The 26240-nt window shown below is 42.9% G+C and carries 25 protein-coding genes; 8 read left to right on the top strand and 17 right to left on the bottom strand.

What is annotated here, in order from left to right:
* Positions 1-3: 3 nt before the first annotated feature.
* The 3 genes from CTY48_RS01000 to CTY48_RS00990 all read right to left on the bottom strand — a co-directional run bounded on the left by CTY48_RS01000 (position 4) and on the right by CTY48_RS00990 (position 3780).
* Entirely contained in the window at positions 4-966 is a 963-nt protein-coding gene (locus CTY48_RS01000; RefSeq protein ID WP_099466655.1) for an ABC transporter permease, read from the bottom strand.
* A gap of 16 nt (positions 967-982) precedes the next feature.
* Entirely contained in the window at positions 983-2494 is a 1512-nt protein-coding gene (locus tag CTY48_RS00995) for a sugar ABC transporter ATP-binding protein (RefSeq protein WP_099466654.1), read from the bottom strand.
* A gap of 80 nt (positions 2495-2574) precedes the next feature.
* Positions 2575-3780, bottom strand: coding sequence for a hypothetical protein (locus CTY48_RS00990; RefSeq protein ID WP_099466653.1), 1206 nt, complete (start codon positions 3778-3780; stop codon positions 2575-2577).
* A gap of 190 nt (positions 3781-3970) precedes the next feature.
* Between CTY48_RS00990 and CTY48_RS00985 the strand changes: the two genes are divergently transcribed.
* On the top strand, positions 3971-5116 hold the full coding sequence (locus CTY48_RS00985; RefSeq protein WP_099466652.1) for an AraC family transcriptional regulator: 1146 nt from the start codon (positions 3971-3973) through the stop codon (positions 5114-5116).
* Here the strand turns inward: CTY48_RS00985 and CTY48_RS00980 are convergent.
* Genes CTY48_RS00980 through CTY48_RS00960 form a run of 5 tightly spaced genes read right to left on the bottom strand, consistent with a single transcriptional unit; the run spans position 5113 to position 13655 of the window.
* Positions 5113-6063 (bottom strand): nucleoside hydrolase, encoded by a 951-nt coding sequence (locus tag CTY48_RS00980; RefSeq protein WP_099466651.1) that lies wholly within the window; start codon positions 6061-6063, stop codon positions 5113-5115. The two genes, CTY48_RS00985 and CTY48_RS00980, sit on opposite strands and share 4 nt — an antisense overlap.
* A gap of 37 nt (positions 6064-6100) precedes the next feature.
* Complete coding sequence (locus CTY48_RS00975) at positions 6101-7756, bottom strand: glycoside hydrolase family 43 protein (RefSeq protein ID WP_099466650.1); 1656 nt, start codon at positions 7754-7756, stop codon at positions 6101-6103.
* A 2-nt stretch (positions 7757-7758) separates the two neighbouring features.
* The gene (locus tag CTY48_RS00970) at positions 7759-10191 is read right to left on the bottom strand and encodes a glycoside hydrolase family 2 TIM barrel-domain containing protein (protein ID WP_099466649.1); all 2433 of its coding nucleotides are present in this window, start codon (positions 10189-10191) and stop codon (positions 7759-7761) included.
* Position 10192: 1 nt separating this feature from the next.
* A complete protein-coding gene (locus tag CTY48_RS00965) occupies positions 10193-11080 on the bottom strand; it encodes a glycoside hydrolase family 43 protein (protein ID WP_099466648.1) in 888 nt (295 codons plus the stop codon).
* A gap of 25 nt (positions 11081-11105) precedes the next feature.
* The gene (locus CTY48_RS00960; RefSeq protein ID WP_099466647.1) at positions 11106-13655 is read right to left on the bottom strand and encodes an alpha-L-rhamnosidase; all 2550 of its coding nucleotides are present in this window, start codon (positions 13653-13655) and stop codon (positions 11106-11108) included.
* A gap of 285 nt (positions 13656-13940) precedes the next feature.
* Here CTY48_RS00960 and CTY48_RS00955 point away from each other — a divergent pair, with 285 nt between their 5' ends.
* Complete coding sequence (locus tag CTY48_RS00955; RefSeq protein WP_099466646.1) at positions 13941-14618, top strand: helix-turn-helix transcriptional regulator; 678 nt, start codon at positions 13941-13943, stop codon at positions 14616-14618.
* A 124-nt stretch (positions 14619-14742) separates the two neighbouring features.
* Complete coding sequence (locus tag CTY48_RS00950; RefSeq protein WP_099466645.1) at positions 14743-15216, top strand: pyridoxamine 5-phosphate oxidase; 474 nt, start codon at positions 14743-14745, stop codon at positions 15214-15216.
* A gap of 111 nt (positions 15217-15327) precedes the next feature.
* Here the strand turns inward: CTY48_RS00950 and CTY48_RS20070 are convergent, their stop codons facing one another.
* Positions 15328-15453 (bottom strand): Ig-like domain-containing protein, encoded by a 126-nt coding sequence (locus tag CTY48_RS20070; protein WP_408609829.1) that lies wholly within the window; start codon positions 15451-15453, stop codon positions 15328-15330.
* On the bottom strand, positions 15422-15745 hold the full coding sequence (locus CTY48_RS00945) for an Ig-like domain-containing protein (RefSeq protein WP_143452674.1): 324 nt from the start codon (positions 15743-15745) through the stop codon (positions 15422-15424). Before CTY48_RS00945 ends, CTY48_RS20070 begins: the two co-directional genes overlap by 32 nt.
* A 526-nt stretch (positions 15746-16271) precedes the next feature.
* Between CTY48_RS00945 and CTY48_RS00940 the strand changes: the two genes are divergently transcribed.
* From CTY48_RS00940 to CTY48_RS00920, 5 genes are all read left to right on the top strand, one after another.
* On the top strand, positions 16272-17093 hold the full coding sequence (locus CTY48_RS00940) for a helix-turn-helix domain-containing protein (protein WP_099466643.1): 822 nt from the start codon (positions 16272-16274) through the stop codon (positions 17091-17093).
* A gap of 3 nt (positions 17094-17096) precedes the next feature.
* On the top strand, positions 17097-17567 hold the full coding sequence (locus tag CTY48_RS00935; protein WP_099466642.1) for a VOC family protein: 471 nt from the start codon (positions 17097-17099) through the stop codon (positions 17565-17567).
* A gap of 65 nt (positions 17568-17632) precedes the next feature.
* Positions 17633-17839 (top strand): hypothetical protein, encoded by a 207-nt coding sequence (locus tag CTY48_RS00930; protein ID WP_099466641.1) that lies wholly within the window; start codon positions 17633-17635, stop codon positions 17837-17839.
* Positions 17840-17894: 55 nt separating this feature from the next.
* Complete coding sequence (locus CTY48_RS00925; protein ID WP_099466640.1) at positions 17895-18617, top strand: DUF5131 family protein; 723 nt, start codon at positions 17895-17897, stop codon at positions 18615-18617.
* A 262-nt stretch (positions 18618-18879) separates the two neighbouring features.
* Positions 18880-19128 (top strand): hypothetical protein, encoded by a 249-nt coding sequence (locus CTY48_RS00920; RefSeq protein ID WP_331463133.1) that lies wholly within the window; start codon positions 18880-18882, stop codon positions 19126-19128.
* 63 nt (positions 19129-19191) lie between these two features.
* On the opposite strand, the gene CTY48_RS00915 is transcribed toward CTY48_RS00920, so the two are convergent.
* The 7 genes from CTY48_RS00915 to CTY48_RS00885 form a co-directional block, all read right to left on the bottom strand.
* Positions 19192-20148 (bottom strand): alpha/beta hydrolase, encoded by a 957-nt coding sequence (locus tag CTY48_RS00915; protein WP_099466639.1) that lies wholly within the window; start codon positions 20146-20148, stop codon positions 19192-19194.
* Positions 20149-20176: 28 nt separating this feature from the next.
* On the bottom strand, positions 20177-21073 hold the full coding sequence (locus CTY48_RS00910; protein WP_099466638.1) for a LysR family transcriptional regulator: 897 nt from the start codon (positions 21071-21073) through the stop codon (positions 20177-20179).
* Positions 21074-21137: 64 nt separating this feature from the next.
* Complete coding sequence (locus tag CTY48_RS00905; RefSeq protein WP_099466637.1) at positions 21138-22373, bottom strand: L-lactate MFS transporter; 1236 nt, start codon at positions 22371-22373, stop codon at positions 21138-21140.
* 81 nt (positions 22374-22454) lie between these two features.
* A complete protein-coding gene (locus CTY48_RS00900; RefSeq protein WP_099466636.1) occupies positions 22455-22916 on the bottom strand; it encodes a hypothetical protein in 462 nt (153 codons plus the stop codon).
* Positions 22917-22950: 34 nt separating this feature from the next.
* Entirely contained in the window at positions 22951-23892 is a 942-nt protein-coding gene (locus tag CTY48_RS00895; RefSeq protein WP_099466635.1) for a flavodoxin family protein, read from the bottom strand.
* Positions 23893-24108: 216 nt separating this feature from the next.
* Positions 24109-25221 (bottom strand): butyrate kinase, encoded by a 1113-nt coding sequence (gene buk, locus CTY48_RS00890; RefSeq protein ID WP_099466634.1) that lies wholly within the window; start codon positions 25219-25221, stop codon positions 24109-24111.
* A gap of 1 nt (position 25222) precedes the next feature.
* A complete protein-coding gene (locus CTY48_RS00885) occupies positions 25223-26233 on the bottom strand; it encodes a phosphate acyltransferase (RefSeq protein ID WP_099466633.1) in 1011 nt (336 codons plus the stop codon).
* Between the last annotated feature and the right edge of the window lie 7 nt (positions 26234-26240).

Below are 26240 nucleotides of genomic sequence, written 5' to 3'. Positions count from 1 at the left end.
GTCTTAGCGCGGCAATAGCTTCGTTCTATATGTCATAGAGGTAATAAATACAACCAAGATAAAGATAATGCCTCGCACAATCTGAATCATATCGTTGGAGACATTGCAAAGGCTCAATCCGTTGTTTAAAATCGTAATCGTAGCCGCTCCAACCAGTGCTGCGCTTATTTTACTCTTTGGTCCGCCCGTAAGAGGCATACCGCCCAGTACGATTGCCACCAGCACATCATTTCCGATTGTGCCGCCTGAGGCTGCCGTTACCGTCTTTGTTTTCAAAATTGTGATAATTGCTGCCAGTGCAATGCCCACACCGCTTATCAAAAAAGAGATAATAATTGTTTTCTTCGCATCAATGCCTGACTGACCGGAAGCCAGTGGATTTCCGCCTTGCAGCTTACATGATTTTCCAATTTTTGTATAATTAAAAACAATCATAGCTATTAGAAAAAATCCAACAATAAAGACAATATTCACTATCGTTAAATCCTTCATTTTCACAATATCCCTGACAGACAATATCGTCTGGTCACCCAAAAGCACCAGTCCGATTGCCGATAAGAGGCTTCCGAAAATAATTGTGACAATAAATACCGGCAGAGTTAAGTAGGCTGCCACTACTCCTTTTAACAATGCAATAAGCATTGCCACCACAACGGTTACAACCATCATTAGGGCGAAGCTTCCGCTCTTAACACCTGCGAGTGCCCCCACGATTGCAGACAGGCAAAGACTTCCTCCTGCCGACATATCAAGTGCTCCGCACGCAAAGCAATATACCATTCCGATTGCAACCAATGCCGTCATAATAAACTGATTGGTCAAAACCTTTAAATTTACTGCACTGACACTTTTTCCGCCCGTTAAAACCGCAAAGACAAGAATGACCAGCAGCATGCCGAGAATAGGCACCGCATTTATTAACTTTTCTTTGCTTATGATGAACTGTTTACTTTTTTCACCTGTCATTGTTTTGCCTCCTATCCTAAATCATATTTTCTATGACAGATTTTTCATCTAAGCTGTCACTTCTTTGTAATTCGCCTGAAATAATTCCGTCCTTCATAATCAAAAGCCTGTCACACATTCCAATCAGCTCCGTCATTTCCTCCGAAATCATCAGAATTGATTTTCCTTCTGCCTTCATTTTCTCCATCATCTCATACATCGCCGCCTTGACACCGATGTCAACGCCTCTTGTCGGGCAGTCCAACAAGAGAATTTTGGTGTCTCTGCCAATCCATTTGCCAAATACAACCTTTTGCTTGTTACCGCCTGATAAAAACTTCACAGGCTGATCAATGTCCCTGCATTTGATGCTAAGTGCTTCCACCTGCTTTTCCACATAGGCTTCCTCTGCCCTCGGCGTTATGATACCTAATTTGGAAACTTGGTCAAAGCCGGCACCGATAATGTTATCCCGTATACTTGCGGTAAGTACCAAAGCCTCAATATCGCGGTTTTTGGACACATATCCCATCTCATGCTTCATCGCTACTCTGGCATTTTCAATTACCTCGCCAGTCGGTGCATATACGACCCTTCCGGTCACAATCGGCTCTTCTCCAAATACAGCACGTCCAAGCTCATGCATACCACAGTGAGACAATCCTCCTATTCCAAGGATTTCACCCTTATGTAATTTAAAGCTCACATTTTCGGTAAGCCCTCTTCCGGTTGTAACATTTTCCACCCGGATCACAACCTCTTCGTCATAGGAGCAGACTTTGTCTTCGCGGTAGTAATGCTCGCCTATCTCACGCCCTACCATACAAGACTTTACCTTTCCCGCTTCAAATTCGCTCTTGTCCAAGGTCGTGACAAGCTCACCGTCTCGAAGCACGGTCAGTGTATCACAGTGCTCCATCGTCTCCTCCAAGTCATGGGATATAAACAATACGGCTTTCTTTTCTGCCTTCATTTTCTTCATCAGCTTGTAAATAATCTCCCTGCCCTTTTGGGAAAGCGCCGTTGTCGTCTCGTCCACTACGAGCACCTCCGGGTTATTCCACATCACCTTTGCGATTTCTACCAGCTTTCTGTCCTGCATATTCAGCTCATCTATATACATGTCCGGTCTGCATTCGGTAAAGCCGATTGCATCCAATGCTTTTTTTGCCTCCCGGTTCATCTCCTTCATGCTGATCAAACCGTAACGCTTAAACAGCTTTTCATTTCCCAGAAAGATATTCTGAGCAACCGTGATTCCCGATATCGTTCCCATCTCCTGCACAATCATTCCAAAGCCTGCCTTTGCTCCTTCTATCATTGTAGAAGGATTATGAAGCTGCCCTTTGAAATACATCTCTCCGCTTGTCGGCGGCTGCATACCCGCCGCAATTGAGGATATGGTAGATTTCCCGGAGCCGTTTTCTCCGATCAGGCCTCTTACTTCCCCGCGGTATACTGTCAAATTAACGTGCTTGAGTGCGGCGGTGGAACCGAAATTCTTACATATATCCTTTGCCTCAAATAAAACTTCTCTGTTTTTCTCCATATTGTTTGTTCTCCATATACCTGAAATGTAGTGTAACCGGCAAGTTTGCAATTTGCCGGTTACAAGCGTTGATTTACGAATTATTTTGCTAATACATTCTCTAAACTTCCTGTTGCCAAAATCTCTTCCAACGTAGAAACGGAAGCGCTTGGATTTTGTTTTACACTTAGCTGCATTAACTGCTCTGCTGTAAAAATTCCCTCTCCTGTCAATATCGTATATAGCTTCTTGCAATCCTCTGAATTATCAATCAGCCAGAAATCTGTGCTCAACTCAAATGCTTTTCCATCCACCAGATAGGCATCATTGTTGCCGTCCACTGCATTACAAATCATCGGAATGGCAATTCCGTAAGCATTGATGTTATTTGACACAAGTAAAGAACAGGTATTATTATCAAACGCGTTCAGATAAGTGTCATTCAAGGAACCGATCGTTGCCAAAGCTACCGTATCTGTCAAACCTGCGGAAGCAATCGGCTGTGCCCAAAAGTCAATTCCGTTAAAGGAAGCAACTACCGCCTCCAAGCCCTCTGTGGAAAGTGCCGCTGCCTGATCCGCAAAGAACTGGTCTCCCGGGAAGCCGCTCACTACTGTCACCTTTACATCGGAGCCGACAGCATCCATAAAACCATTTTGTCTGTCCACAAATTGTCCTACACCAAAATCTGCACCGCCGTTGGCATACACGACATTTTTGTATCCTTTTTCAACAACCCATTCTCCCAGTGCCTTACCCTTGTCATACTCATCTCCGCCTGCCAATACATAGCCAAGGTAGTAAGGATCACTTGCAAACTCTTCATAGGAAGCCTCATCATACATTCCGTAATAATACATTCCATAGTCGATTACGCTCTGAATCTGCTGCGCTCCGGTTACACTATAGTAAGCGAAAAATCCTTGGCAGCCTGCCATTGCACAATCTTCAATAAATTTCATCTCTGAATCCGCATCCGTAATTGCCTCTGAATATTTGAATTCTACGTTATAGGTATTTGCAAGCTGTCTGAAATAAACCTGCATTGCCAAAGTTTCAGACTCGGTCGGATCATAAAGCTCCACGCCGATTAAAACCTTTTCCTCCGGATAGGTGGCAGTTGTCTCAGTGTCCGCCGTATCTGTGCCTGCTGCATCTGTAGTTGACGTATCCGTACTGCTCTCCTGGGTCGTCTCCGCTGCATCGCTTGTACTCTCCGAGCCAGTCTGCGTACTTCCACTTCCACAGCCCATCAATGTACCCACCATCGTAAGGCCAAGAAGCATAGCTAATAATTTCTTCTTCATTTTTTTATCCTCCTAGAATTTGTTTGACCTTTAGTTCTGACTTTATTTTATCTGCCTCTGCATTAAAACTCCATGTAGTATTTTCATAACAATCCGATATATTTTCAGATAGTATTCCTTGTGTAACTTGCCGGTACTTGTTATACTGGAATATAACCAAAGAAAAACAAGCACAAGTTAGGAGGTAACTATGCCGTACTATATCACATATGGAGAGTTTCAGCAGCATTTAAAGGATTATTACATGCGGACGGGCAATCGCCTTCAGTTCGTAGAGATGAGCGACTACCTATATAGAAAAGGACTTCTGCGGGAAACCTGCACACTTCCCAATTCAGAGGTTTTTTATGACGATATGACAGACGCAGAGTTCGAACATGTCATTAATTCCTTGACACTTACCCTGTATCCTAATTGGCTTGAGCCGGTTAAATCTACAGTTCCGGAAAATGACATCATTCCCTCTGCAAGAGATGTCTTTGTCATCAGGCATCCCCGTTACACAAGACCCCAGCCGCACTATCACAATTATTTTGAGATCAATTATGTAACACAGGGAAAATGCCATTTTACGTTTGAGAATACAACCAGGATTATGCAGGAGGGAGAGCTTTGCATTATTGCGCCCTCCTCCGAGCACGATATTATCCTTGATGACGATTCCACCGTGTTTACCATTATGCTTCGGAAAAGTACGTTTGAGACGACATTTTTTTCTCTGTTGTCCGGTAAGGATTTGCTTTCCTATTTTTTCCGTACCATTTTGCAGGGCGAATCTCATCCAAACTATCTACTTTTTTTCACCCGGGACAATCTGTGGCTGAAAAAGATATTGCGCAACTTGATGGGAGAATGCAGCCGTACGGATGCTTACAGCAATAACTGCTGCATCAACTGGGTCAACCTTTTCTTTTCCTCCCTGCTTCGCAATTACAGTCAGACACTTCAATTTTATAATTATCAGATGGGCGCTGACTTTTCGCTTGTATTGCAATATATCCAGCACAACTATCAGACACTCACCCTGTCTACGCTCGCAGAGCTTTTTCACTACAGCGAGCCTCATTTGAGCACGCTTATCCGGCAAAACACAGGCCACACCTACACTGACCTGATTAAAAAGCTGCGTCTGTCCGATGCTTTGGATTATTTGGCAAATACGGAACTAAAAATAGGAGAAATCGCAGAGCGAATCGGCTATCACTCCTCCGATCACTTTTCCAGAGTGTTTCGGGCAGAATATGATATGTCACCTCAGCAATACCGTAAGCTGCATATCAACGACACTAAATTTCTTCCGTTTTCTTCTTATCAGAAGGAAAGCACAACACATTAACCGAAATGATATTTCAACTTGGCAAACATATCCTCCAGAATCACTCTGCTGTCAATGCCTTGGTAAACCCGTATAACACGATTCTCCCTAAAGTAATCACCGTAGGTACCATCCAAATTAATTCTCTGGGCTTTTCTGTATTCCATGTCATGATCCTGCATTGTAACGAGCACTCCGACAGCAGGGCTGTCTCCCAAGGACCAGCCCTCTCCGGAGCGGATCATCATGGTCTTTGCACCTCTGCTCAGTTCTTTTGTAAATGGTAAGTCGTCCAAATTAAGGGCACAGCCAATCTCATTGACACGCATCAGATTTTCTACCAGATAAGAGCCAATTTTGCCATATGGCTGAACCTTGTCAAACAATTCATGGAATGATACTTCCATCATCGTGTATGCATTCAGCGGTATCTGCCACAATTCCATTTCCGAACCAAGCACTGCATTGGCTGCCTCAATATCATTTCCTGCATTAAAATCCGTAAATTGTTTTTCATACGGACCTCCGCCAATCCATACCGCTGTAATATTTGCGGCAATTTCAGGTTTCATCAGATATGCAGATGCCAGATTGGTAATTGCCGCCATATTTAGCACAAATAGCGGGCGGTCATCGTCCTTCAGCGCCTCCTCTGCAATAAATTTTGCCCCCTCAGATGTCCCTGCCGTCTTCTCATCCTTTAAGGCAGCCGTCTCACCTCTGTATACCGGAACATCATGAATATCCATCAGCTCCAGAATCCGCCCGATTTCTTCATAGCTCTTTTCCATGCTGTCTGAATATTCCTGTGTTCCAAAATGTGCCGCCACAATCCCGACAACATCAAATTTCGGTGTCAGCAGCGCATGCGCAATTGCATACTGGTCGTCACCCTCCGCATAAGCGTCTGTGTCAATGATGACTCTTATCTGCTTGTTTCTTGGTACTTGATACAGTGCTTTCTTCATCTCAATTTTCCTCCATCTAATTATGCCATTTTGACGCTTACTTCTTACCGTCATACCGAAAATATCCAAACCGTGCATAACGACTCTTTGTCGCCTCTCCTCTCTCTGCAAACATACCGATATAGGCACCCACAAAACCTCCTGCGGTTTCAGATCCAAGAAATCCACAGTCAACTTCTTCTGCTATCATCATCCTGCTTCCAGATTGATTCTTCCTATAAAAACTATACTTTGTACCCTTTCCTATCATTCCCAGCGTAAAGGCTTCCGTTTCTTCCACTGTTTCTTTCACTGCTTCTTCCCCTAATACCTCTTCCTTAAAATGCTGAACACCTTCTCCGTCAATATGAGAAATCACCTTCACACAGCGGATTACCATTTTCTGCTCTTCATCTCTTGCCACCTCAAGGCGCACCTGATTGGCATCGTTTTGCAATATGACGATTCCGGCTTTCTCTTCCTCCACAGGTGTGAAATGCAATGCGGTCTCCGCCTCAAACTGCATGTGCTGCTGCCGTCTTCCAACGAATGCCGCACACTCCTTTTCCTCAATGCCTGCTTGAATCCTTTTAAACACATCTGCTTTTGTATTGTGATATTCCCAAGGCACTAAGCTGTTTTTTATAAGTTTTAGCTTTAAAAAGCCTCCTTCGAGCTTTACAATCTCCTCATAAGGCGTTCCAAGATAATTCCACTCAGCTCCCAAGTTCTCTTTATCAAAATTGTCCAGCCGGCAATCCTCAAAAATTTGACATCCCTCTCCTGTCATTTTGTATTCTGAAAGCTTCGGCTTTGGATATTCGCCCTCCACCTTTCCTCCTGCAATGACCGGCCAGCCATCCTCCCATGTGACAGGAACAAGAAAGGTCTCTCTTCCCAAAATCTTATGGTAGCCGTCCATCAATCTGGAGCCAAGCAGAACCATATACCAGCTATTATCCTTCAACTCAACCAAATCCCCATGCCCTACATTACAGATTGGGTAATTTTTTCCCAAATGCCTATGTGTCAGAATCGGGTTGCCCTGATAGTTTTCATAAGGACCGAAGATTTCTTTGCTGCGGCTTATCGTCACGGCATGATAATGCTCTGTTCCCCCCTCTGCAATCATCAGATAATACCAGCCGTCTTTTTTATAAATATGCGGCCCCTCCGGTGAATGAGCATCTATCTGTGCGCCTGCGCCGATGATTTTTCTCTCTCCTACCAATTTGAAACTCCCTATGTCAATCCTGGAACACCAGATTCCCTGTTTTGACTCACCATTCTCCTCAAACCGAGTCGTTCCTGTATAATAGCAGCTTCCATCCTCATCAAAGAAAAGAGATGGGTCTATCCCGTCTGCCCCTTCTATGATGTGCATTTCGGACCAAGGTCCTGCCGGGTTATCAGCTGTGACGACAAAGTTGACACAGCCCATCGACATATTGGTTGTAATCACATAGTAAATACCTTGGTGATAGCGGATTGTCGGTGCGAAAATTCCGCCGGAAATCATTTTGTAGTTCAGCGGAAGCTGGCTTTTTCTATCCAGCACATGTCCAAGCTGCCTCCAATTGACGAGATCCCTGCTGTGAAAAATCGGAATCCCCGGAAAATAGCTAAAGCTGGAATTTACAATATAAAAGTCATCCTCCACTCTACAGATGGAAGGGTCCGGATAAAATCCTGATATAATGGGGTTTTTGAACATATCTACTCTCCTTTCAGTTCAAGCTCTACCGTTTCATATCCCTCTCCGCTTACTTTTATCTTAATCTTTTTTGATGCGCTCTTCTTCAAAATCGCAAGCGCCGTTCCCTGGAAGGTTTCTGTCACGTTTTCCTTATAGTGATAAGAAGGTTTCGGATTGCCACTTCCAAAGCCGGCAAGCCTTGCACCGCCCTCCACTGTAATTTCAATTTTGCTCTCACAGCTTCTGTCTAAAATTCCATTTTCATCACGGATTTCAATCGGAACATAGATAAGCTCTGCACCTGTCTCTTCCGGTAAAACCGCAATTTTTCTCTTGCCCTTTGCTGTCTCCAGTTTCATCTCTCCGATTTTTTGAGCTCCGTCATAGGAAACTGCCCTTAAAATCCCTTCCTCATAGATAAGCTCAAAAAGTGCCTGAAAACCTGCTTCTTCTCCCGCCTTTTTCCTGCCCATAGAAACATCGTTACAAAACAACTCCACCTCTGTTCCAGCAGAATAAATTTCTACTGTAACCGGCTTTCCTTCACAGCCCTCCCAGTTCCAGCTTGACACACTGTCACTGATAATCCAAGGCGTCTTGATAAGCGGCTCGCCATAGTGGTGTGGGTTTTGAACTGTAATATACGGCGCTTTTCGAAGACCGAATACGATTTCTCTGTAAAAAGAAGCAGGGCGTCTGTTTCCAATTAGGTCAAAGTCACCGCAGTAGGCGAGCTGGCAAGGGAATTTTGCCCCGAAGCCTCCTTCTCCCCACTGATAGCATGGAATACCGACTCCGGCTTCCCCGATATAGTCCCATCCTGTCCAGGTAAAATCTCCGATTAAATGGCTGTGTTTTTCCACAAGTGTCCAATTTCTTGCAATATCCGGCGGATAGGTTTCACTTCCTACAATAATGCGGTTGGGATATGTCTCTTTATCCATTTCATATCTTGCCGTCATATAGTTATATCCTGCAATATCTGTAGCCGCACATGCCTTGTCAAGCTTTTCTGCTATGGCAGGATGCACCACAATCTTATCCATATGTTTATCCATCAGTGCCATAAAATTGTTTACATTGCCTTCAATTTTTCCTTCTTTGCTAAGCTCTGAAACAACATCGGCAACAATCTCGTCAATCCGGTCGCCTGCCGCAAACACACCGTTAATCGATGCTAATGTATATCTGGTCGAGTCAATGCTCTTAATTTTTCGGCAAATTTGGTCTGCAAGCTCTGCACCGTGATTGGTCCCGATTTCCGGTATTTCATTTCCGATGGAATACAAAAGAACGCAAGGATGATTGTAATCCTTTCGCACCATGGCTTCCACATCTCTCTCCCACCATTCCTGAAAATACAAACCGTAGTCATAATCAGACTTACTGCGGTTCCACATATCAAACGTTTCATCCATCACATACATACCCAGCCTGTCGCAGGCACGAAGCATCGCCGGTGCCATCGGCTGATGAGACATGCGGATTGCGTTAAATCCTGCCTCTTTCAAAAGCCTTACTTGACGCAGCTGTGCCTCCTCGTAAGTAGCTGCTCCTAACAGTCCGCTATCATGATGAATACAAGCACCCCGAAGCTTTACAGACTTTCCGTTGACACGAAGTCCTTTTTTGGCATCTAATTGGAGCTGTCGAACTCCAAAGCTTGTGCTGCTCTCATCAATCAGCTTATTCCCCTCATAGAGCCTGCTCTGGCAGGTGTATAGAACGGGGCTCTCCTCCGACCAAAGCTTTGGAAAGTCCAGCGTTATGCGCTGTCTCATTCTCCTCTTCTCCTGCGAAAACAAGACAACCGGTATTTTGTCACAAGATACAACTGCACCGCTTTCATCGATAATCGCGGTTTCCAGCGTCAATTCCTCATTGGCATGACTTCTGTTTTTTATTTCTGTCTGCACCTGAAGCACAGCGTATTCTTCCTCAATTGCCTCCGTATGCACAAAGGTTCCTTCCGGCACGAGATAGGTCAGACCCGAGCTTAGCAGGTAGACATCACGGTAAATACCGCTTCCCGAATACCATCTGCTGTTTGTCATTGCTCCGTTTTTCACAATCACACGTATTTCATTGTCTGCTCCATATTTTAGAAATTCATTCATATGTACCCAAAAGGTCGTGTATCCAAATGGACTCTTTGCCGCTAACTCTCCGTTTATATACACAAACGCATTCATATATACACCCTCAAATTTTAAGAGCAGTGTTTTGTTCTTATCCTCTTTTTTTGCATGAATGGTTTTTACATAATGGTAGTTTGCCCCATCTCGAAATCCGGTATTTCCTTGATTTTTGCTCCCCTCATATGCCCCTCTCTCCATCATGGCATCGTGCGGCAGAGTGATTTGTTCTGCACTGTCTGGTACATTCCAAACAAGTGCAAACGCATCTTTATCCTCCCAGTATTTCCATTTATCATTAAACTTTTGTTCCAGCATTTTATTTCTCCACCTTTTCCTTTAATTCTATTTTGTTATTCTTCACTACGATGTCTTGAAACAATGGTCTTTCTTTGTACTTGTCATTTGGGAAATGAAGGGCATATTTTAAATTTCCCTCCTTATCCTCAAACATCATTCCATGTCCTCCGTTTTCCGCAAACAGAGGCTCTTCCACCTGCTTCCAAGGTCCCATAACAGAATCGCTTTCCGAATAGGCGCCTCCGACTGCATAGCCGTTTGTTCCCCAGCTTGACCATGTCATGCAAAGGCTGTCACCTAGCCGTTTCACACACGGTCCGTCTGTAAAATAGACATCTCCGTCCATTCCAAATTCCTGCTTTGCAAACGGAACAGGATTTGCCCACTTCGCCTCCACTGCCGAAAATAATGTAACCGGCTCTCCTGCTGCCTCCTGTAAATCCGGTTTGAGTGCAAGCAGGCACATATCGCCATCGGGAGTGTCCTCAAAGGAGTGAGAAAAAATCAGATACGGAATTTCACCTTCCCAATAAATGCTTCCGTCAATGCAAGACCACTCTCTTGGTGTGATACATCCGCTGTAAGGGCGAAACGGTCCTTTGGGGCTTTCTGACTTTAATATGTAGATTCCTTTCTTTCTATCCTCAGCACCAAAGGTCGTTACAAGATAAAAAGAATTTTGATAATAATAGCACTCCGGCGCCCAATAGCTTCTATCTCCGAAAAAGCCTTCTGGCCTTTTAAAAATTTCTATCGGCCCTTCCCAGTCGTTCAAATCTTCACTGACATAGCAGTCAAAACCTTCGGCAGGTCCCCAGCAGGTCGCACTTCGTGTTCCGTACATATAATATCTTTCCTCGTGCAGCAAAACAAAAGGGTCTCTTATATTAATCTGATCTGTTTTCATATTCAATCCTCCTTGTTATAATTTCCTATAATTCCTTTATGATATAAGTGCCGCAATCCACATGAAATGTACACCCTTCTGCATCCTTCTCATTAATCTGGTATTTTCCCTCTTTCAAGCTGATAACAGCCTTTGCATCAAAGGGTATCTCAAAGTGATAAACCACCTTGCCGTCTTCCTTGTAATTCCACTCACTCACATAGCGTCCGGCGGACGTATCTAAGCTTGTTCTTGCAAAGCCCAGCCGCACATCGGTATGCGGTGCAATACTCACCTGTTTATAGCCCGGTGCATCCTCGCAAGGATTGATTCCTGCCACATAGCGGTACATCCACCCCACTATGCTTCCATAGCTGTAGTGGTTTAAGCTGTTCATGCCCTCGGGATTCATGCTGCCGTCTTGCATAACAGAATTCCATCTCTCCCATATGGTGGTAGCCCCTAGGTTTACCGCATACAACCAGCCCGGATATTCCTCATTTAAAAGTAAATCGACTGCCAGCTTGTGATTTCCTGTGTCGGAAAGTGCCGGGCAGAGAAGCGGAGTTCCCACAAATCCCGTATTTAAATGCCCTTCGTTTTCCAGAATTCTCTTCTCCAGCTCCTTTCCTTCTTCCTTACTCTTTTCCCTCCATAGCCCAAACTCCAAGGTCAATGCCGCGGCTGTTTGTGTTTTACAAGTACAAATCCCGTTTTCGTCAAAATAGGTGTCTCGTATGGCACTTAAAATTTGGCTGGAAAGCTTTTCATAGTATATCGCTTCCTCTGTTTTCCCTATGATGTTTGCTGCCTTTGCCACAATCTCACTGCATTTATAGTAGTAAGCACTTGCAATAAACAAAGGATCTGTCGCACCAAACGGTCCGGGCATCTCATTGTCAAGGGCAAGCCAGTCTGCAAAATGAAAGCCGTCTTTAACCAGATGCGATCCTCCCAGCGCTTCCTCCCTCTTTTTCTGATAATCCACCCAAGCCTTCATACCCGGATAGGTTTCACAAAGAAGTGCCTTATTTCCGTAGTGGAGATAAACATTCCAAGGGATGATGACACCCGCGTCAGCCCAAGGACACGCTCCATGCTCGCCAATCATCTCTTTTTTCAGCCTTGGCACCACATTCGGCACTGAACCATCCAAAATACTCTGCTCCGCCCGCATATCCCACAGATATTTGCGATAAAAAGCTGGCATATACATATTAAAACACGCCGTATCTGAAAAGATTTGGGCATCGCCCGTCCAACCGAGCCTTTCATCCCTTTGCGGGCAATCGGTCGGCACATCCAAAAAGTTATCCTTTTGGCTCCACAAAGCATTGGTGAAAAGTTGGTTCACCTTTGGAACTCCTGTCACAATCTCTCCAATTTGGTCAAAGTCACTGCGAAGATGGTATGCCGTAAAATCTTCTTTATTGATAGGATATTGGCAATCCACCTTCATATAGCGAAAACCAAAAAAGGTAAAGTGCGGACGCACATGTGCCTTTTCTCCGTTTGATATATAAGTAAACTCTGTCTTTGCAGTTCGAAGATTGTCATGGTAAAAACAGTTATCCTGCATAATTTCAGCCGCGGTCAGCACGATTTTCTCCCCTCTCGGAAGCGAAACATCAAACTCTACCCAGCCTGTCAGATTTTGTCCGAAATCAAGTACCAGCTCTTTCTTCTTTGTCTCAATAAGGGCAATCGGCAAAAATGCCTCCTTCTTTACAACCGGTAGACTGTAGCGATCCGTCAATGCTCCGCAGCCAATCGGCTCCTTCACAATAACTGCCTCATATGTCTCCTGCTCATTTCTCGCATCATAGAGCTCACCGTCGTAAATGCTGCTGTTTATAATCGGCGACGGCTTACATTTCCAGCGTTCATCTGTACCGATAAACGTCTCTGTTTCGTCCTCATGCTGAATATAAAGTTCTTGTATCAGGTAAAAGCTGTCTCCGTATATATCCTCGTAGCCACCCTCAAAGCCAAGTCTTCCCTTAAACCAGCCGTCTCCAAGCCAAACCTCAAGCTCATTCTTTCCCTCTTTCAAATCATCTGTGACATCATATGTCTGCACCTGAAGGTGAAAATCATAGGAATGATAGCCCGGAGCCAAATATTCCTCCCCTACCTTTTTTCCGTTTAGGTAACATTCATATATGCCAAGCCCTGTCATATATATTCTTGCCTTTTCCACCTTTTTCTCAATGAAAAATTCTTTTTGAAAGCAAGGCGATATTTTTTTGTCCAAAGAGGACGCTATCCATTTTGCCCTCCACTTTTCCCCTGCCTTACCCGTCTCAAACCAGCTCTCCTCATATGCTTTGTCTCTATTTTCGGCAGTCACCTCGACGCTCCACTCATAATAGGTCCTTGGTTCAAGCCTGATATCGACTCTGTAATCTAAGCTGTTAGCATTTTTGTCCCATCCACTGTCGAATATGATTTGAGACTCTTTCTTTATCATAATGCGGGCACATTCTTGCCGTTTTGCCTCCCCTGCTTCTTCTATCTTCCATGAAAAGCTGAGCCACTCCATCTCATAACCCATCGGCTTTTCTATCTGGTTTACTCTTAATTCTGTTATTCTCATAGCTTCACCCGTTCCTTCTATAATTATAATGCTCCACTATTTGTGCTTTAAGCTTATTTTATCGGGATTTCAACCTTATTACTACGTTTTATCTTTATATGAATCCGACGTTTTATAATATTGAACGCTATAAATAATGCTTATTCTTACGCTTTGGATTGACTTGTTAGATTATTATGCTGCATGATACCGCAACTTAAAAGCGCGAATACTTGATAAATGCAACTTAAAATTGGTTGATATGCTGGAAGATAAAGGTATAATAGAGTATAAAGGGGTGATGACATGAATTTTGGGACAAATATACAATACCTAAGAATGATCCATAAAAACATGACTCAAGAAGAACTTGCTAATCAACTAGGAGTTTCCAGACAGACAATATCAAAATGGGAGCTTAATCAAGGGAATCCTGAGCTAAGTAAAATTAAGGAAATATGCACATTATTTAATTGCAATTCTGATGAATTATTATTTGGAAATATTAAAATAACAAATAAAGCTTACTCTGAGATTGAGATAGAAACTCTTGAGTCATTTGAATACATTAAATATACAGTTATTTCTACTGAGCCAGAGGACGATGCCACAAATAGAAGCGCGCAGCTAGCAAAGGAGCTGAACATTGATAATCCCAAAATAATCGGCTGGGACTTTCCATATCTTTCTCAAGAACAAATCAATGTATATCATATGCACGGTTACACATCCGCTCTGGTATTACCAAATGATGTAAAAATCAAAGATAATTCACTTGTTGTAGAGGAGAGAAAGTCTCAAAACTATGTGACGATTACAATTAAAAATCCAATGGATAATCCGTTTCATTTGATTTCAAATGCGTTTAAATCAGTTTTTCAATATATTAATGTCAATCGATATACCTATGATCATTTTGCTTTTGAAAGCCTGTTTCAAAAAGATAACACAGAATACATGAAAATATATGTTGCAATCAAATAAAAGAGGGGGGAGATTATGGAGGTTCAAAACAGAACACAAATGTAATTCATCGATTCGCTAATGACAATAGAGGTGGGGTTCGCCCAGCTCTTTGGATAAAAAAGTGGCAAAAGGAGGCCCAGAAATGAATAAATATGAAGAGGGAATGAAGATACTTAACGAAAGATTTGGCAATAGCAAAGACAATGTAATTGCCCTTGCTACAATTTCACTGGAACTTAGTGAAGGTGGCAATCCACGACCTTGCGTTCGTGATGTAGATGCATTTTATGAAGATGGAGCATTTTACATTGTTACATACGCGCAGTCTAACAAGATAAAACAAATAAGTGCCAACCCGGAAGTATCCATATCAGTCAATATGGAAGATTTTTTTAGTAGCGGAACAGGAAAAAATTTAGGATGGGTGTTGGACCCAAACAATGCTGAAATAAGAAACAAACTACGTAATGCCTTTATAGACTGGTATGATTTTGCTAACAATGAAAATGATGAGAATTGTTGTATTTTAGCTATCTATCTGACAAAAGGCACACTTAGAATTGATCATGGGGCTATGTTTTATCACTTTGATTTTGAAAATAAGACAGCAACGTGAATGCCGGTGTTTAAGTAAGTTTAAACATATAACAACTGTATAATAACACGAAAGGGCTGTTGCAAAATGACTGATTTTTAGTCATTGAGCAGCAGCCCTTCTAAGTTTTATTTAGTTTCGTACTCGAATATATATCTTACCAACTTCATTACCTTGGTCGTCTTGCACTGTAATATATGTAGTCCCTGCCGCAACAGCCGTAACTTTACCCCTGTTGTCTACCGTTAATTGCTTCATCATTTGAAGTCCATATGGCATTAACTGTGTCAGTTAAATCATCTATTGTCAGCCGCCGCGTATCCCCAACATTAAGGTCAATTGCTAATTGTGGTTCACTTTCAATTACTAAAATATTTATGGTTTCTGTATATGTTCCATCAGCATTTGTTACTGTAATAACTGCATTGCCTGGCGCAACTCCGGTTACAATTCCCTGATCGTCAACGGTTGCAATGGCGCTATCACTTGATGACCAGTTCATGTTTGATTTTGAGCTTAACTTGTTGTAAGGCTCCTTGAAAACATCCACACTTTCAACTTCAATACTGAACGAATTTCTGTCGCCCCCTTGAGAATTTCGATTTGCTCCCCGGGCTTTAGTTTTACTTTTTCCATTTTTGTTTCCTTTCTGCTTTTTAGCATAAAAAGCACCCCGAATGGCAGTCCTGCATAAGACAGTATAAGAGAACTATATTGTTTAAGGGCGACTGCCAAGTGAAATGTCTAAAACAAGCGTATCGTTCAAGTGAGCACTACGCTTGTTTTTTTACTTGCTTCGTCTTAATAATCAAAGAAAATATATCATCAAACGCTGTTAAATTTTAAACTTATATTCGACTTCGGGCCAACTTGGACCGAAGCGAAACAAGGAATGAGCGACAGCGAAATGACGCAACATCAGCCGGATTTGGGGCAGAGTGCCCGAAAAACTGCTTGTAAGGATATTTTTAAAATGTTTCAATATTGAAAACGGCAGTAGGCTAAAAAGGAAATATATGATATAATAAAAAATTATTATATTAGTGCAATTTTACTGCAAAAAGCAAGGGGACAATATGATTATCAAAAATGACAAGCAATTCAATATGTTTCCCTCACATGTAGGGCTGAGAAAATATATTCTATATTACAATATCGTGTTTCCAGAAAATGATACGTTCATGGCACAATATACGCTTATGCCTAACGCTTGCGGAACATTGTCGCTTGCCTTTGATGGAGCCGCTGTAATCGCTGAACTATGGGGAGCATCCCTAACACCTGTTTTATTAGGGATGGAACCAAATAGTTACCATGTCCTGCTGCTTATTCAGCTTTCGCCCTATGGTTTATATCAAATCACACATCAAAGCCAAGCGGAGTTTGCTGACAAACGCCTTTCACTTGAGGACATCGACAACGAGCTTTTCAATTCACTACATCAAGCCTTTATAATGTCAAAGACCACAATAGAGTTAGTCAATACTTGTGAAAAAACATTATATAGTCGCATGGAAAAAAACCTTATTTCGGACGCTTTGTTATTAGCTACTACATTAATTTCTGATAGTTATGGACAAGTACAAGTGAAAGAAGTCGCCCGACAATCCGGTTATAGCGAGCGACAGCTAAACCGTTTGTTTCTTACACAAATCGGAATGAATATTAAAAACTATGCTCGTTTAACCCGCTTTAACTACGTGTTAAAACACATTCAAACATCGCCTTGCTTTTTTGCGGCATTATCACAACAAGCTGGCTATTTCGACCAAGCCCATTTTGATAAGGATTTCAAGGCTATCAGTGGTGTTTCGCCTCAAGACTATCTGAAAACAATGTCCGATTTTTACTATGACGGCACGGAGATATACGATACAATATCCTCAAAGGAGGATTGAAAAATGAAATATCAAGGTTGTCTTTTGGCGGTTAAGGATATAGCCGCATCCAAACACTTTTATGAAAAGGTACTTCACCAAAATGCGGTCATGGATATTGGCGTACATGTGACTTTTGAGGGCTTTTCGCTGCAACAAGGATATGCTGAACTCGTTGGCTTGGCAGATGATAGTGTGAAAGAGCAGTCACACAACTTTCAAGTTTATTTTGAAGTAGAAGATTTAGACAAAGTGTATGTCGAAATGAAAAGCATATCCGGTTTGCAATGGGTACACGAAATCAAAGAATACCCGTGGGGACAGCGTGATATTCGGGTATATGACCCCGACAAGCACATTGTAGAAATTGCAGAGGATATGACCACGGTTATCAAACGCTTTTTTAATCAAGGCATGTCGGCAGAAGAAGTTGCTACACGCACAATGTTCCCTCTTGAGGTTGTAAAACAGCATGCGTTAGGCTTTGGTATGTGATACACGGCGGCTTTGGTAAATCAAAGCCGCTATTTTATTCTAAACAAGATCGGAGGAGACGGACAATGAGTAAATATGAGCCACTTTGGAAGGCGATAGGTCAACGCACGGAGAACAGCTTCGCGCTGACCTATGCCGAAATTGAACAGATTCTGAGCTTTCCCATCGATCACGCCTTTTTAACCTTCAAGAAGGAGCTGCTCGCCTACGGCTACGAGGTGGGTAAGATTTCCATGAAGGCACAGACGGTGACGTTCAAACGCTGCGTTTGACAAGCGGCTGCGTTTCTGCCATCATCGGCTTCACCCATCCAAGAGGAGGAACACTATGAACTGGGAGCCATGGACAGGCTGTTACAAAATAAGTGATGGCTGCACAAATTGTTATTTTTACGGGCCATATGCGAAACGCTATGGTCAAAACACCATACAAAAAACAGATAAATTTGATTGGCCTATAAGGAAAACTGCAAAAGGCGAATACAACATTAAAGGAAACAAAATTCTTGCGACCTGTTTTGCAACTGACTTTTTTCTTCCCGAAGCAGATGAATGGCGTAAAGAAGTTTGGTCTATCATCAAGGAAAGAACTGACATAGATTTTCTGATTTTAACAAAACGAATTGACCGTTTTCTCATATCGCTTCCATCAGATTGGGGCGCAGGATATGACAATGTGAATATTGGGTGTACTGTTGAAAATCAAAAATTAGCAGACGAAAGGCTTCCGTTATTTTTGTCCTATCCGATGAAGCGGCGTTTTATAGCTTGTGCCCCACTTTTAGAAGCCATAGATTTGACACCGTATCTTCATGGAGTAGATCATGTCACCGTTGGTGGCGAAACGGGGCGAGACGCTCGTGAATGTGACTATGATTGGGTGCTTAATATTCGTGAACAATGCGTAAAAGCAAACGTAACATTTTGGTTCAAAAATACAGGCTCATTTTTTAAGCGTGACAGTGTAGTGGGAAAAATAAATCCATTTAAGCAGACCAGTATAGCGAAAGAGCTTGATATAAATATTTTAGATGGGAAAAGATTGTTTTAATAAAACCTCGGGCCAACTGAACTTGAGGTAAATGAAAAAATACCCACTGCACGAGCGGAAAAGAAAAAAAACGTTGCTCGGTGGGTAAATAGTTATGCCATAATAGTTACATTGTCAATGAACAGCGGTTTTGAGCAAAAATCAAATCAATTTATGAGCGGGCATTCCGCTCATTTTTCACTCGACACCTTTCTGGGATTTTTACCTGTTTTATAATACTGACCTTTTTATTGAGGTACCTGATGAAGTGGAAGCCGCCCTTTTGGAAGCGGAGCGACTGGAACGGAACTTTATTCGCCGCCGCTTTTACAATAAGGCTCACGACTCTCTGGACGCAGGCGATGGAATTGAAAATGATATTTTGTTCGTCTCACTTACTCCCTGCGAACTCTACGAGCGCAAAATGACAGCCGAACAATTATGGGCTGCTATGACTTCTTTGCCGGACAAGCAGAGAAAAAGGATTTACGCCCACTACATACTTGGCATGAGCAAATTCCTTAGAATATAAAAAATACACCGTTAAATACCGGCATTCTACTCCGGTATCTAACAGTGTATTCTACATTTACCTCTAAGCCATCTCAAGACTTTCCTCAAACTCTGTCTTCTCGGGTAAGGGCAGCTCCATTCTCTTTAATAACCAAGTATCCGCCAAGCCGACCCATTTTGCGGCATCGGCGTTAATCTGTGCCTTTGAACCGGCTGATGCCTGCGTCGCGATGCTGAGTCCGTGTGCACCTTCCTCAAAAACATGTATCTCAAACGGCACCTTCTGATCGGCAAGCGCATGTGCCATACGAATAGAATGCTGTACCGGCACTAAGCTATCCGCCGCAGTTGCCCACAGAAAGGTCGGCGGGTTATGCTTCGATACATGTAATGCAGGACTTACTGCATTTAGCTGTTCCTCACTTGGGTTAGATGTTCCAAGTAAAGCAGTGTTGGAAAGCTCAAACAGCATTTTGTCCATCGCATTCATAGCTCCCTTTGTCTCCTTCATAAAGAGATAGTCGCTCAAGGTATAACCCAAAATTGCTGCCGCCGGTCTGAAAACCTCCGGCTTTTCTCCGTAAACTTCCGCGAATATAGGGGTATGCCAAAAGGTGGAATACATTGCACAATTATGTGCCCCTGCCGAAAAGCCGCAAACTGCAATCCGATCAACGTCCACAAGCCATTCCTTCGCATGCTGACGTATCGTCAAAAAGGCTTTTCCGATATCCAGCATCGGTTTTGGATGCTGACACAGCTCGTTTGGCAAAATCTCCTTCGATAAATCAGGAAAGCCAAACGCTCCCTTTGTATATGTACTGTAACGCAACACAAAGGCATGGTAACCCATGGATGCAAATCTTAATGCCACTGGCTCTCCTTCTCTGTCTGAGCAATTGATATAGGCTCCTCCCGGGCAGATTAAAACCGCCGGTCTCTTCACACCGTTTGTCATTTCCGGTGAATCGGAAACCACATAAGCCGTCAGCGTCACATCATCTCTTCCCTCGTACAATCTTATTACTTCCGTATGCATGAAAATCCTCCTTTAAATCAATATAATGTTATATCCGTTCCTTCAAAAATTCCAGCAAATCCTGAAGCTGTTCTTCCTTCTTTTCTTCCCACGCCATCACAATATAGTGCTTTCCAATCTCCTCTTTAATAGGAAAAAACTTAAGCCTGTCCCCCATATCGCTAAAAAACACACGATATCCTATCGTAACCCCTGTCCCCGAGGTGAGAGCAATTGCAAGGGACGTAATATTCGGAAAAAACTTTATTTTTGCCGGATAAAAGCCGTCCTTCTGACAGTGTGACACAATGCTGTTTTTTGCTTCATCCGAATAAGCGTTTGAAAAAATATAAAAAGTCTCATCCTTTAACTCTTTTACCTCCAGCGTTTCTCTGCCATAAAACCGATTCTTCTTTGATACAATAATGTTCAAATCCATATCCTTTAAAATACGAAAGGATATCCCCGCATTTTGAGCCGGTATCTCGGATGAAAAGGAGAAAATAATGTCAAGCTCCCGCTTTTTCAGCTTCTCTTTAAGCTGTGTAAAACCATAGGTGGCATACTCGATTTCAAATTCTTCTTGGCTGTCGGCATATTTTTCAAGCAAGGGCATAAGAGTATCAATCACGCCGCCAAACTCCAACAATCCGATACGAAGCTTCTTTTTGCTTTTCGCGTTCGCCTCATGCGCCTGCACCAGTGCATCATTAATCTGGCCGATTGCCTGTGACCACGCATTAAACATAATTTTTCCGCCTTCTGTAAGCTCCACCTGCTTTGTATTACGCTTTAGCAGCTGTACCCCCACGGACAGCTCCAGCTGGCGGATTTGCTTACTAAGTGCCGGTTGGGAGACATAGAGCTCCTTTGCAGCTTCCGTAAAATTAAGCGTCTCTGCAACCTTCAAAAAATAATGGATACTTTGCAAGTTAATTTTTAACATATTGCTTCCCTCTCCTTAATAAGCTCACTGCCCTGATACTCTTAGTATAGCCTATCTCGCTATGTTATTCCACCTTTTTGTTCATAGCCCGAAATACAAAAGTCAGCAAAAGCCCAACCGCAGAAATGCCGATTGCCGCGAGGAAAGCATTCTGATAAGCCGCGTCCCTCGTATAAATCTGCTTCATAAGCGTCGGTCCGAAAAAGCCTGCAAAGGCAAAACCAATAAACATAATTCCATAATTTACACTGTTATTTCTTGTTCCAAACTGGTCCGCTGTAAAGCCTGGAAATATTCCCATAAAAGAGCCAAAGCAAAAACCAACTGCCGAAATTCCAACATAGAATTTTGCTACATCACCGTTTCCTGTCATATACAAAGTTCCAAGTCCCGCCAGTGCGATAACAAACGCAATCGCCAACATATTGATTCTTCCAATCCTGTCAGAAATATAACCTGATGCAATACGTCCCGTCGCGTTAAACAATGCCAGTACGGAAACTGCTGTGGTCGCCGCCGTAACCGACATGCCAACCATATTCTGCCCAATCGCAGAAGCCTGTGAAGTAAACATAAGACCGCAAAATGCACCGCACGTCAAGATAACAAGCATCACATAAAACTGTTTGTCCGCAAGCATTTCCCTCCAATTTTTGTCGGCAGAGGACTTTTTTGTCTCGCTTGCCTGCTTCGGCGTCCAGCCCTCCGGCACATAGTCCGCCGGACATTTCTCAATAAAGAATGCACCTGCACAGATTACAACTAAAAAGACTACGCCGATGATTTTAAACGTCATCGTAATTCCGACATTCTGAATAAGAGCATTTGCAATAAACGGCATGATAACAGAGCTTAATCCATAGGTAGCGGTTGCAATTCCTCCGATAAGCCCTCTTTTATCAGGGAAAAACTTAACGGAATTGTTAATCGTACAGCCATATACCAGTCCCATTCCAAGCCCCATAAAAATTCCGTAGGTCAGTATCAAAAAGCCCACACTTTGAGCAAAGCCGGACAAAAGCATGCCTCCTCCAAACAGGATACCTCCTGCAAAGATAACAAACTTCGGTCCGAATCTGTCATTGATGCTGCCGCCCGAAATCATGGTAATAGGGCCGACAGAGTTTGCAATGGTAAATACAATTGCCATACTGCCCGCATTTAAACTAAGTCCCTTGATTCCGTTGATATAGTCAGCCATCGGTGAAGCAAATACGCTCCACGCGTAGAGTGAGCCGATACATAGATTAATCAGACAGCTTATCACTAAAATAAGCCATCTCTTTTGCTTTAATTTCACACTTTTTCCTCCAATTAGTCAATTTATTTACAATATAATAGAGTGTGAGCTTAACTCACACTCCATTTATAGTTGTTATCCTTATAACGCTGTGTTCACTTTTTTGTCCGCAGCCATTCCAGCCTTCATTGCAATCGGAAGGAATATCATTGATACGATAAAACACACAACATAGATCGGAATAAAGGTTCCGATAAAGGCAAACAGAAATGCCGGTACCTGTCTCACATTATAAGCGGTTAAGATAAATCCGATAATAAGTACAAATATCAGGCAAACCGGTATGTTACCCACAAAGCGTCCCGCAAAGCTTTCAGGGTTTATTTTAAACAGAGACGGAAATCCCATGCTAATCTTTTGAATCGGCAGCAGCATATTAATCATACATGCTAAAATAAAGCCAATCAAAACATTTACGACAAGATTCAAGGTGAATACCTCCTGTCCCATAAGAATCGGAGCTGTTACTGACAGTGCAAATGCCATGGGAAAATTCAAAACTAAGTTAAATACGATTATAAATCTAGGACCTGGTTTGTTCATTTTATTTCTCCTTTTCTTCCCTCAATATGTAGTTTTAGTTTGCTGCAACAGGCACCGATGACTGAATAAAGTCCTTATAAGACTTTACACGCGCCTTGTATGCTTCTGTTTTCTGGGTTTCCATAAGCTTTCCTTCATTCTCTTTGATATCGTCTCCGTGGATAAACTTGCCGGATAAGGTATCATGTGCATGCTTAATCTGCTCTTCCGGGAATTCAAAGCTTACTTTTCCATCCTTAATTACCACATCACCCTCAATACCGCATAGGCAGCAGATTGCATGAGTTGATTCCGAATCTAAATAGAAGTTTCTGCTGTGGCAGTGAGGACATACGCCGTCTTCTCCCTGGTACTCTGCCTTTTCAAAATCCTCTGCGGCTTTTGCAATGTTGATTCCGATTTGATGCGCTCTCGCCATCTTATCATCCTCCATGATGATGCCCTTTGACCATTTAAAGAAATCATTGTCTATTACCTTCCACATCGGAGTCAATGCATGCATTGCATGATCACACTGTACTCTCGTTGTCCAGTCAGATCCGCCGATTCCCATGTAGGAAATTACTTTGTCCTTCAAAATTCGAGGGTCCGGAGCTTTTCCGCCTGTAGCCTCTGCAATCTTACAGCTAATCAAATTGTTTCCTCTGTCCATTCTAGGTCCGAAGCGGTCTGTCATCGTGTGAAACATTCCTGTTCCGCCTTTTTCAAAAATCGGATCGGCAACAACGATACCATCTGCATCTAACATTTTATCAAGCAGCCAGTCAAAATCGTCCTTTATCGCACACATATTACCTCTTCCCGTCATAAGGGATTTTACGCATGCAATACAGCCCGTACAGTGCTTAATGTTAAGCTTGAACACATTAATAAACTCAATTTCTGCCCCCGCCTCCTGAGCTCCTTTTAATGCCTCCTTGCACACTGCATCGTTGTTTCCGTTTTGCGTTCCAAAAGAAATACCTAAAATCTTCATAAAACGACTTCCTCCTTATCTATTCGTTATTTTTTTAACATGTAATGATAATTTAATTATAACCGCAACGAATACATTTGTGAAATACATATAAAAACTTTCATTTATATCCATTTGGTTATAACTAAATTACAATTATTCTTTTGTTGTTGCCCCACTATTTTTATCAAAATGCATAATTATTTTTAAATATAAATAATATTTTTGTACTTTTTACTATTTCACAAAATCAAAACCACTCCAAACAGGATCTCCCGTGTAATTCTTTGGCTCTTCCTCCTTGTTTAAGACGCGAAGTGCGCCTGCTGCCAAGGCTTCCATCTCGAAATCACCGCCGTAAATCTTAACAGGGGCAATCCATGCACATCTCTTTGTAATCTGGTCTGTGAAATAACAGCTGTTACTCACTCCGCCTGTCAAAATAATGCCGTCTACCTTTCCTTCCAGTACAACTGAATAGGAGCCGATATATTTGGACAATTGGTATGCCATTCCGTCAAAAATGAGCTTTGCGTACAAGTCACCCTCATCGATTCTCTTTGTAATCTCTAAGGTGTTGTCTGTACCAAGGTGTCCCAAAAGACCTCCGGTTTTGCTCACCTTTGCTATCATTTCCTTCTCGTTAAACTCACCCGAGAAGCACATCTTGATAAGCGGAACAGCCGGAAGTTCACCGGTGCGGTTTGGCGCCATCGGTCCGTCGCCGTTTAGCACATCATTTCCGTCCACCATAAGTCCCTGCTTGTGTGCCGTAACGGAAAGTCCGCCTCCGACATGGCATACGACGAAGTTACATTCCTCGTAGCGCTTTCCAAGCTCCTTCGCATAGCGCATCGCCACTTCCTTCTGATTCAATACATGGACACGGCTTTCCCGGTAAATGCCCTTCATTCCCGTCACACGTGCCAAATCCTCAAATTCATCCACATCAGGCGGATTCACAAGAAAGGACGGCGCACCATATTCCTTGGAAAATGCATCGATAAGCTGTGCTCCCAAAATAGCGGGGTGCTTTACCGTTCTTCCCTCGCGGGAGTGCTTTAAAATCATGTCATTGACAGGGTATACGCCTCCGACCATGCTTTCCAAGCCACCGCTGTATGCAGCAAAGGCGTTCATTTCGCTCAGGGAAATTCCTGCTTTTTCAAGCTCCTCCAGAATGGTCTCCTTACGATAGGAAAGCTGGTCGCTGATTTCCGCAAAGCCTTTTAATTTTTCCGGATCGTGAGACACGTTTGCCTTAAATATCAGCTTATCATTCTCAAACACCGCAAGCTTTGTGGAGGTAGAGCCCGGACTTAATGTAAAAATCTTATAACAATCTGCCATTTTAGTTTCCTCCGTCTTCCTGTGCACGAATGATAAGCATAATGATATTTCCCATCATCTCTGACAGCGGCGCACTTCTCGAAAAATCACAAACCGGTAGCGCAAAGCCTTGCAATACAGGACCGTAGGCATCTGCTTTTCCAAAGGTCTGTATCAGCTTAACTCCGATGTTTCCCGCATGTAAGTTAGGGAAAATCAATACATTTGCAATGCCGGCTACGTCGCTCTCGCGTTTTACCTTATTGGCTGCCGTCTTTGGATTAATCGCGGAATCAAGCTGGAATTCACCGTCAATTTTAAGGTCCGGTCTTCTTATCTTTACAATTTCAATTCCTTTTCTGATCACATCGATACTCTCATGCTCTGAGCTTCCGCAAGTCGAAAAGGAAAGCATAGCAACACGCGGTTCCCAGCCCAGCAGTGTTTTTACTGTATCTGCGGATGAGATGGCGATATCTGCAAGGTCATCAGAATCTGGCTGAGCATTTACTGCGCAATCTGCGATTGCAAGCATCTGTCCTTCCGGTCCTTCAAAGCCCGGTACATTTAAAATTCCAAGACTTGAGATGGAGTTAAAGCCTTCTTTCAGTCCCACGATAGTCTGTGCCGAGATAATAACATCCGCGGTCGTATACTCTCTTCCCGCTGCCACGCCGTCTGCCTTTTTGAGCTTTAACAAGAACATGGCAAAATTCACGCTGTCCTTTGCTTTTCGCATAACTGCCTTTTCGCTGAAATCATCGAATTTCGCAATATATTCCTTCGCAAGTTTTTCTCTCGCTTCCTCACTTGTGTTGTCGTAGTAGGAAAAGCCCTCCGTACTCACCTGATGCTCCTTTGCAAACGCTTCAATCACGTCCTGATTGCCCACCATGACCGGATACCCGATTTTTCTTTTCACAACCTCCTCGGCTGCTTTTAATATCATTTCATTTCCCGTCTCGGGAAAAGCAATTTTTTGCGGTTTCTGTTTCGCCTTTTCTTCCAAGCTTTGAATTAAATTATTTTCCATACTTCCT

The organism is Konateibacter massiliensis (assembly GCF_900184995.1).
Lineage (GTDB): Bacteria > Bacillota > Clostridia > Lachnospirales > Lachnospiraceae > Lachnotalea > Lachnotalea massiliensis.
This window is presented reverse-complemented; position numbering and strand designations above follow the sequence as displayed.

Bases quoted from the DNA above. Each gene is read 5' to 3' on its own strand.
- CTY48_RS00955 (WP_099466646.1), top strand. From the start codon at position 13,941: ATGAATTTTGGGACAAATATACAATACCTAAGAATGATCCATAAAAAC.
- CTY48_RS00965 (WP_099466648.1), bottom strand. From the start codon at position 11,080: ATGAAAACAGATCAGATTAATATAAGAGACCCTTTTGTTTTGCTGCAC.
- CTY48_RS00980 (WP_099466651.1), bottom strand. From the start codon at position 6,063: ATGAAGAAAGCACTGTATCAAGTACCAAGAAACAAGCAGATAAGAGTC.
- CTY48_RS00900 (WP_099466636.1), bottom strand. From the start codon at position 22,916: ATGAACAAACCAGGTCCTAGATTTATAATCGTATTTAACTTAGTTTTG.
- CTY48_RS00935 (WP_099466642.1), top strand. From the start codon at position 17,097: ATGAAATATCAAGGTTGTCTTTTGGCGGTTAAGGATATAGCCGCATCC.
- CTY48_RS01000 (WP_099466655.1), bottom strand. From the start codon at position 966: ATGACAGGTGAAAAAAGTAAACAGTTCATCATAAGCAAAGAAAAGTTA.
- CTY48_RS00995 (WP_099466654.1), bottom strand. From the start codon at position 2,494: ATGGAGAAAAACAGAGAAGTTTTATTTGAGGCAAAGGATATATGTAAG.
- CTY48_RS00960 (WP_099466647.1), bottom strand. From the start codon at position 13,655: ATGAGAATAACAGAATTAAGAGTAAACCAGATAGAAAAGCCGATGGGT.
- CTY48_RS00885 (WP_099466633.1), bottom strand. From the start codon at position 26,233: ATGGAAAATAATTTAATTCAAAGCTTGGAAGAAAAGGCGAAACAGAAA.
- CTY48_RS00975 (WP_099466650.1), bottom strand. From the start codon at position 7,756: ATGTTCAAAAACCCCATTATATCAGGATTTTATCCGGACCCTTCCATC.
- CTY48_RS00930 (WP_099466641.1), top strand. From the start codon at position 17,633: ATGAGTAAATATGAGCCACTTTGGAAGGCGATAGGTCAACGCACGGAG.
- CTY48_RS00940 (WP_099466643.1), top strand. From the start codon at position 16,272: ATGATTATCAAAAATGACAAGCAATTCAATATGTTTCCCTCACATGTA.
- CTY48_RS00915 (WP_099466639.1), bottom strand. From the start codon at position 20,148: ATGCATACGGAAGTAATAAGATTGTACGAGGGAAGAGATGATGTGACG.
- CTY48_RS00970 (WP_099466649.1), bottom strand. From the start codon at position 10,191: ATGCTGGAACAAAAGTTTAATGATAAATGGAAATACTGGGAGGATAAA.
- CTY48_RS00990 (WP_099466653.1), bottom strand. From the start codon at position 3,780: ATGAAGAAGAAATTATTAGCTATGCTTCTTGGCCTTACGATGGTGGGT.
- CTY48_RS00910 (WP_099466638.1), bottom strand. From the start codon at position 21,073: ATGTTAAAAATTAACTTGCAAAGTATCCATTATTTTTTGAAGGTTGCA.
- CTY48_RS00950 (WP_099466645.1), top strand. From the start codon at position 14,743: ATGAATAAATATGAAGAGGGAATGAAGATACTTAACGAAAGATTTGGC.
- CTY48_RS20070 (WP_408609829.1), bottom strand. From the start codon at position 15,453: ATGAAGCAATTAACGGTAGACAACAGGGGTAAAGTTACGGCTGTTGCG.
- CTY48_RS00895 (WP_099466635.1), bottom strand. From the start codon at position 23,892: ATGAAGATTTTAGGTATTTCTTTTGGAACGCAAAACGGAAACAACGAT.
- CTY48_RS00925 (WP_099466640.1), top strand. From the start codon at position 17,895: ATGAACTGGGAGCCATGGACAGGCTGTTACAAAATAAGTGATGGCTGC.
- buk (WP_099466634.1), bottom strand. From the start codon at position 25,221: ATGGCAGATTGTTATAAGATTTTTACATTAAGTCCGGGCTCTACCTCC.
- CTY48_RS00985 (WP_099466652.1), top strand. From the start codon at position 3,971: ATGCCGTACTATATCACATATGGAGAGTTTCAGCAGCATTTAAAGGAT.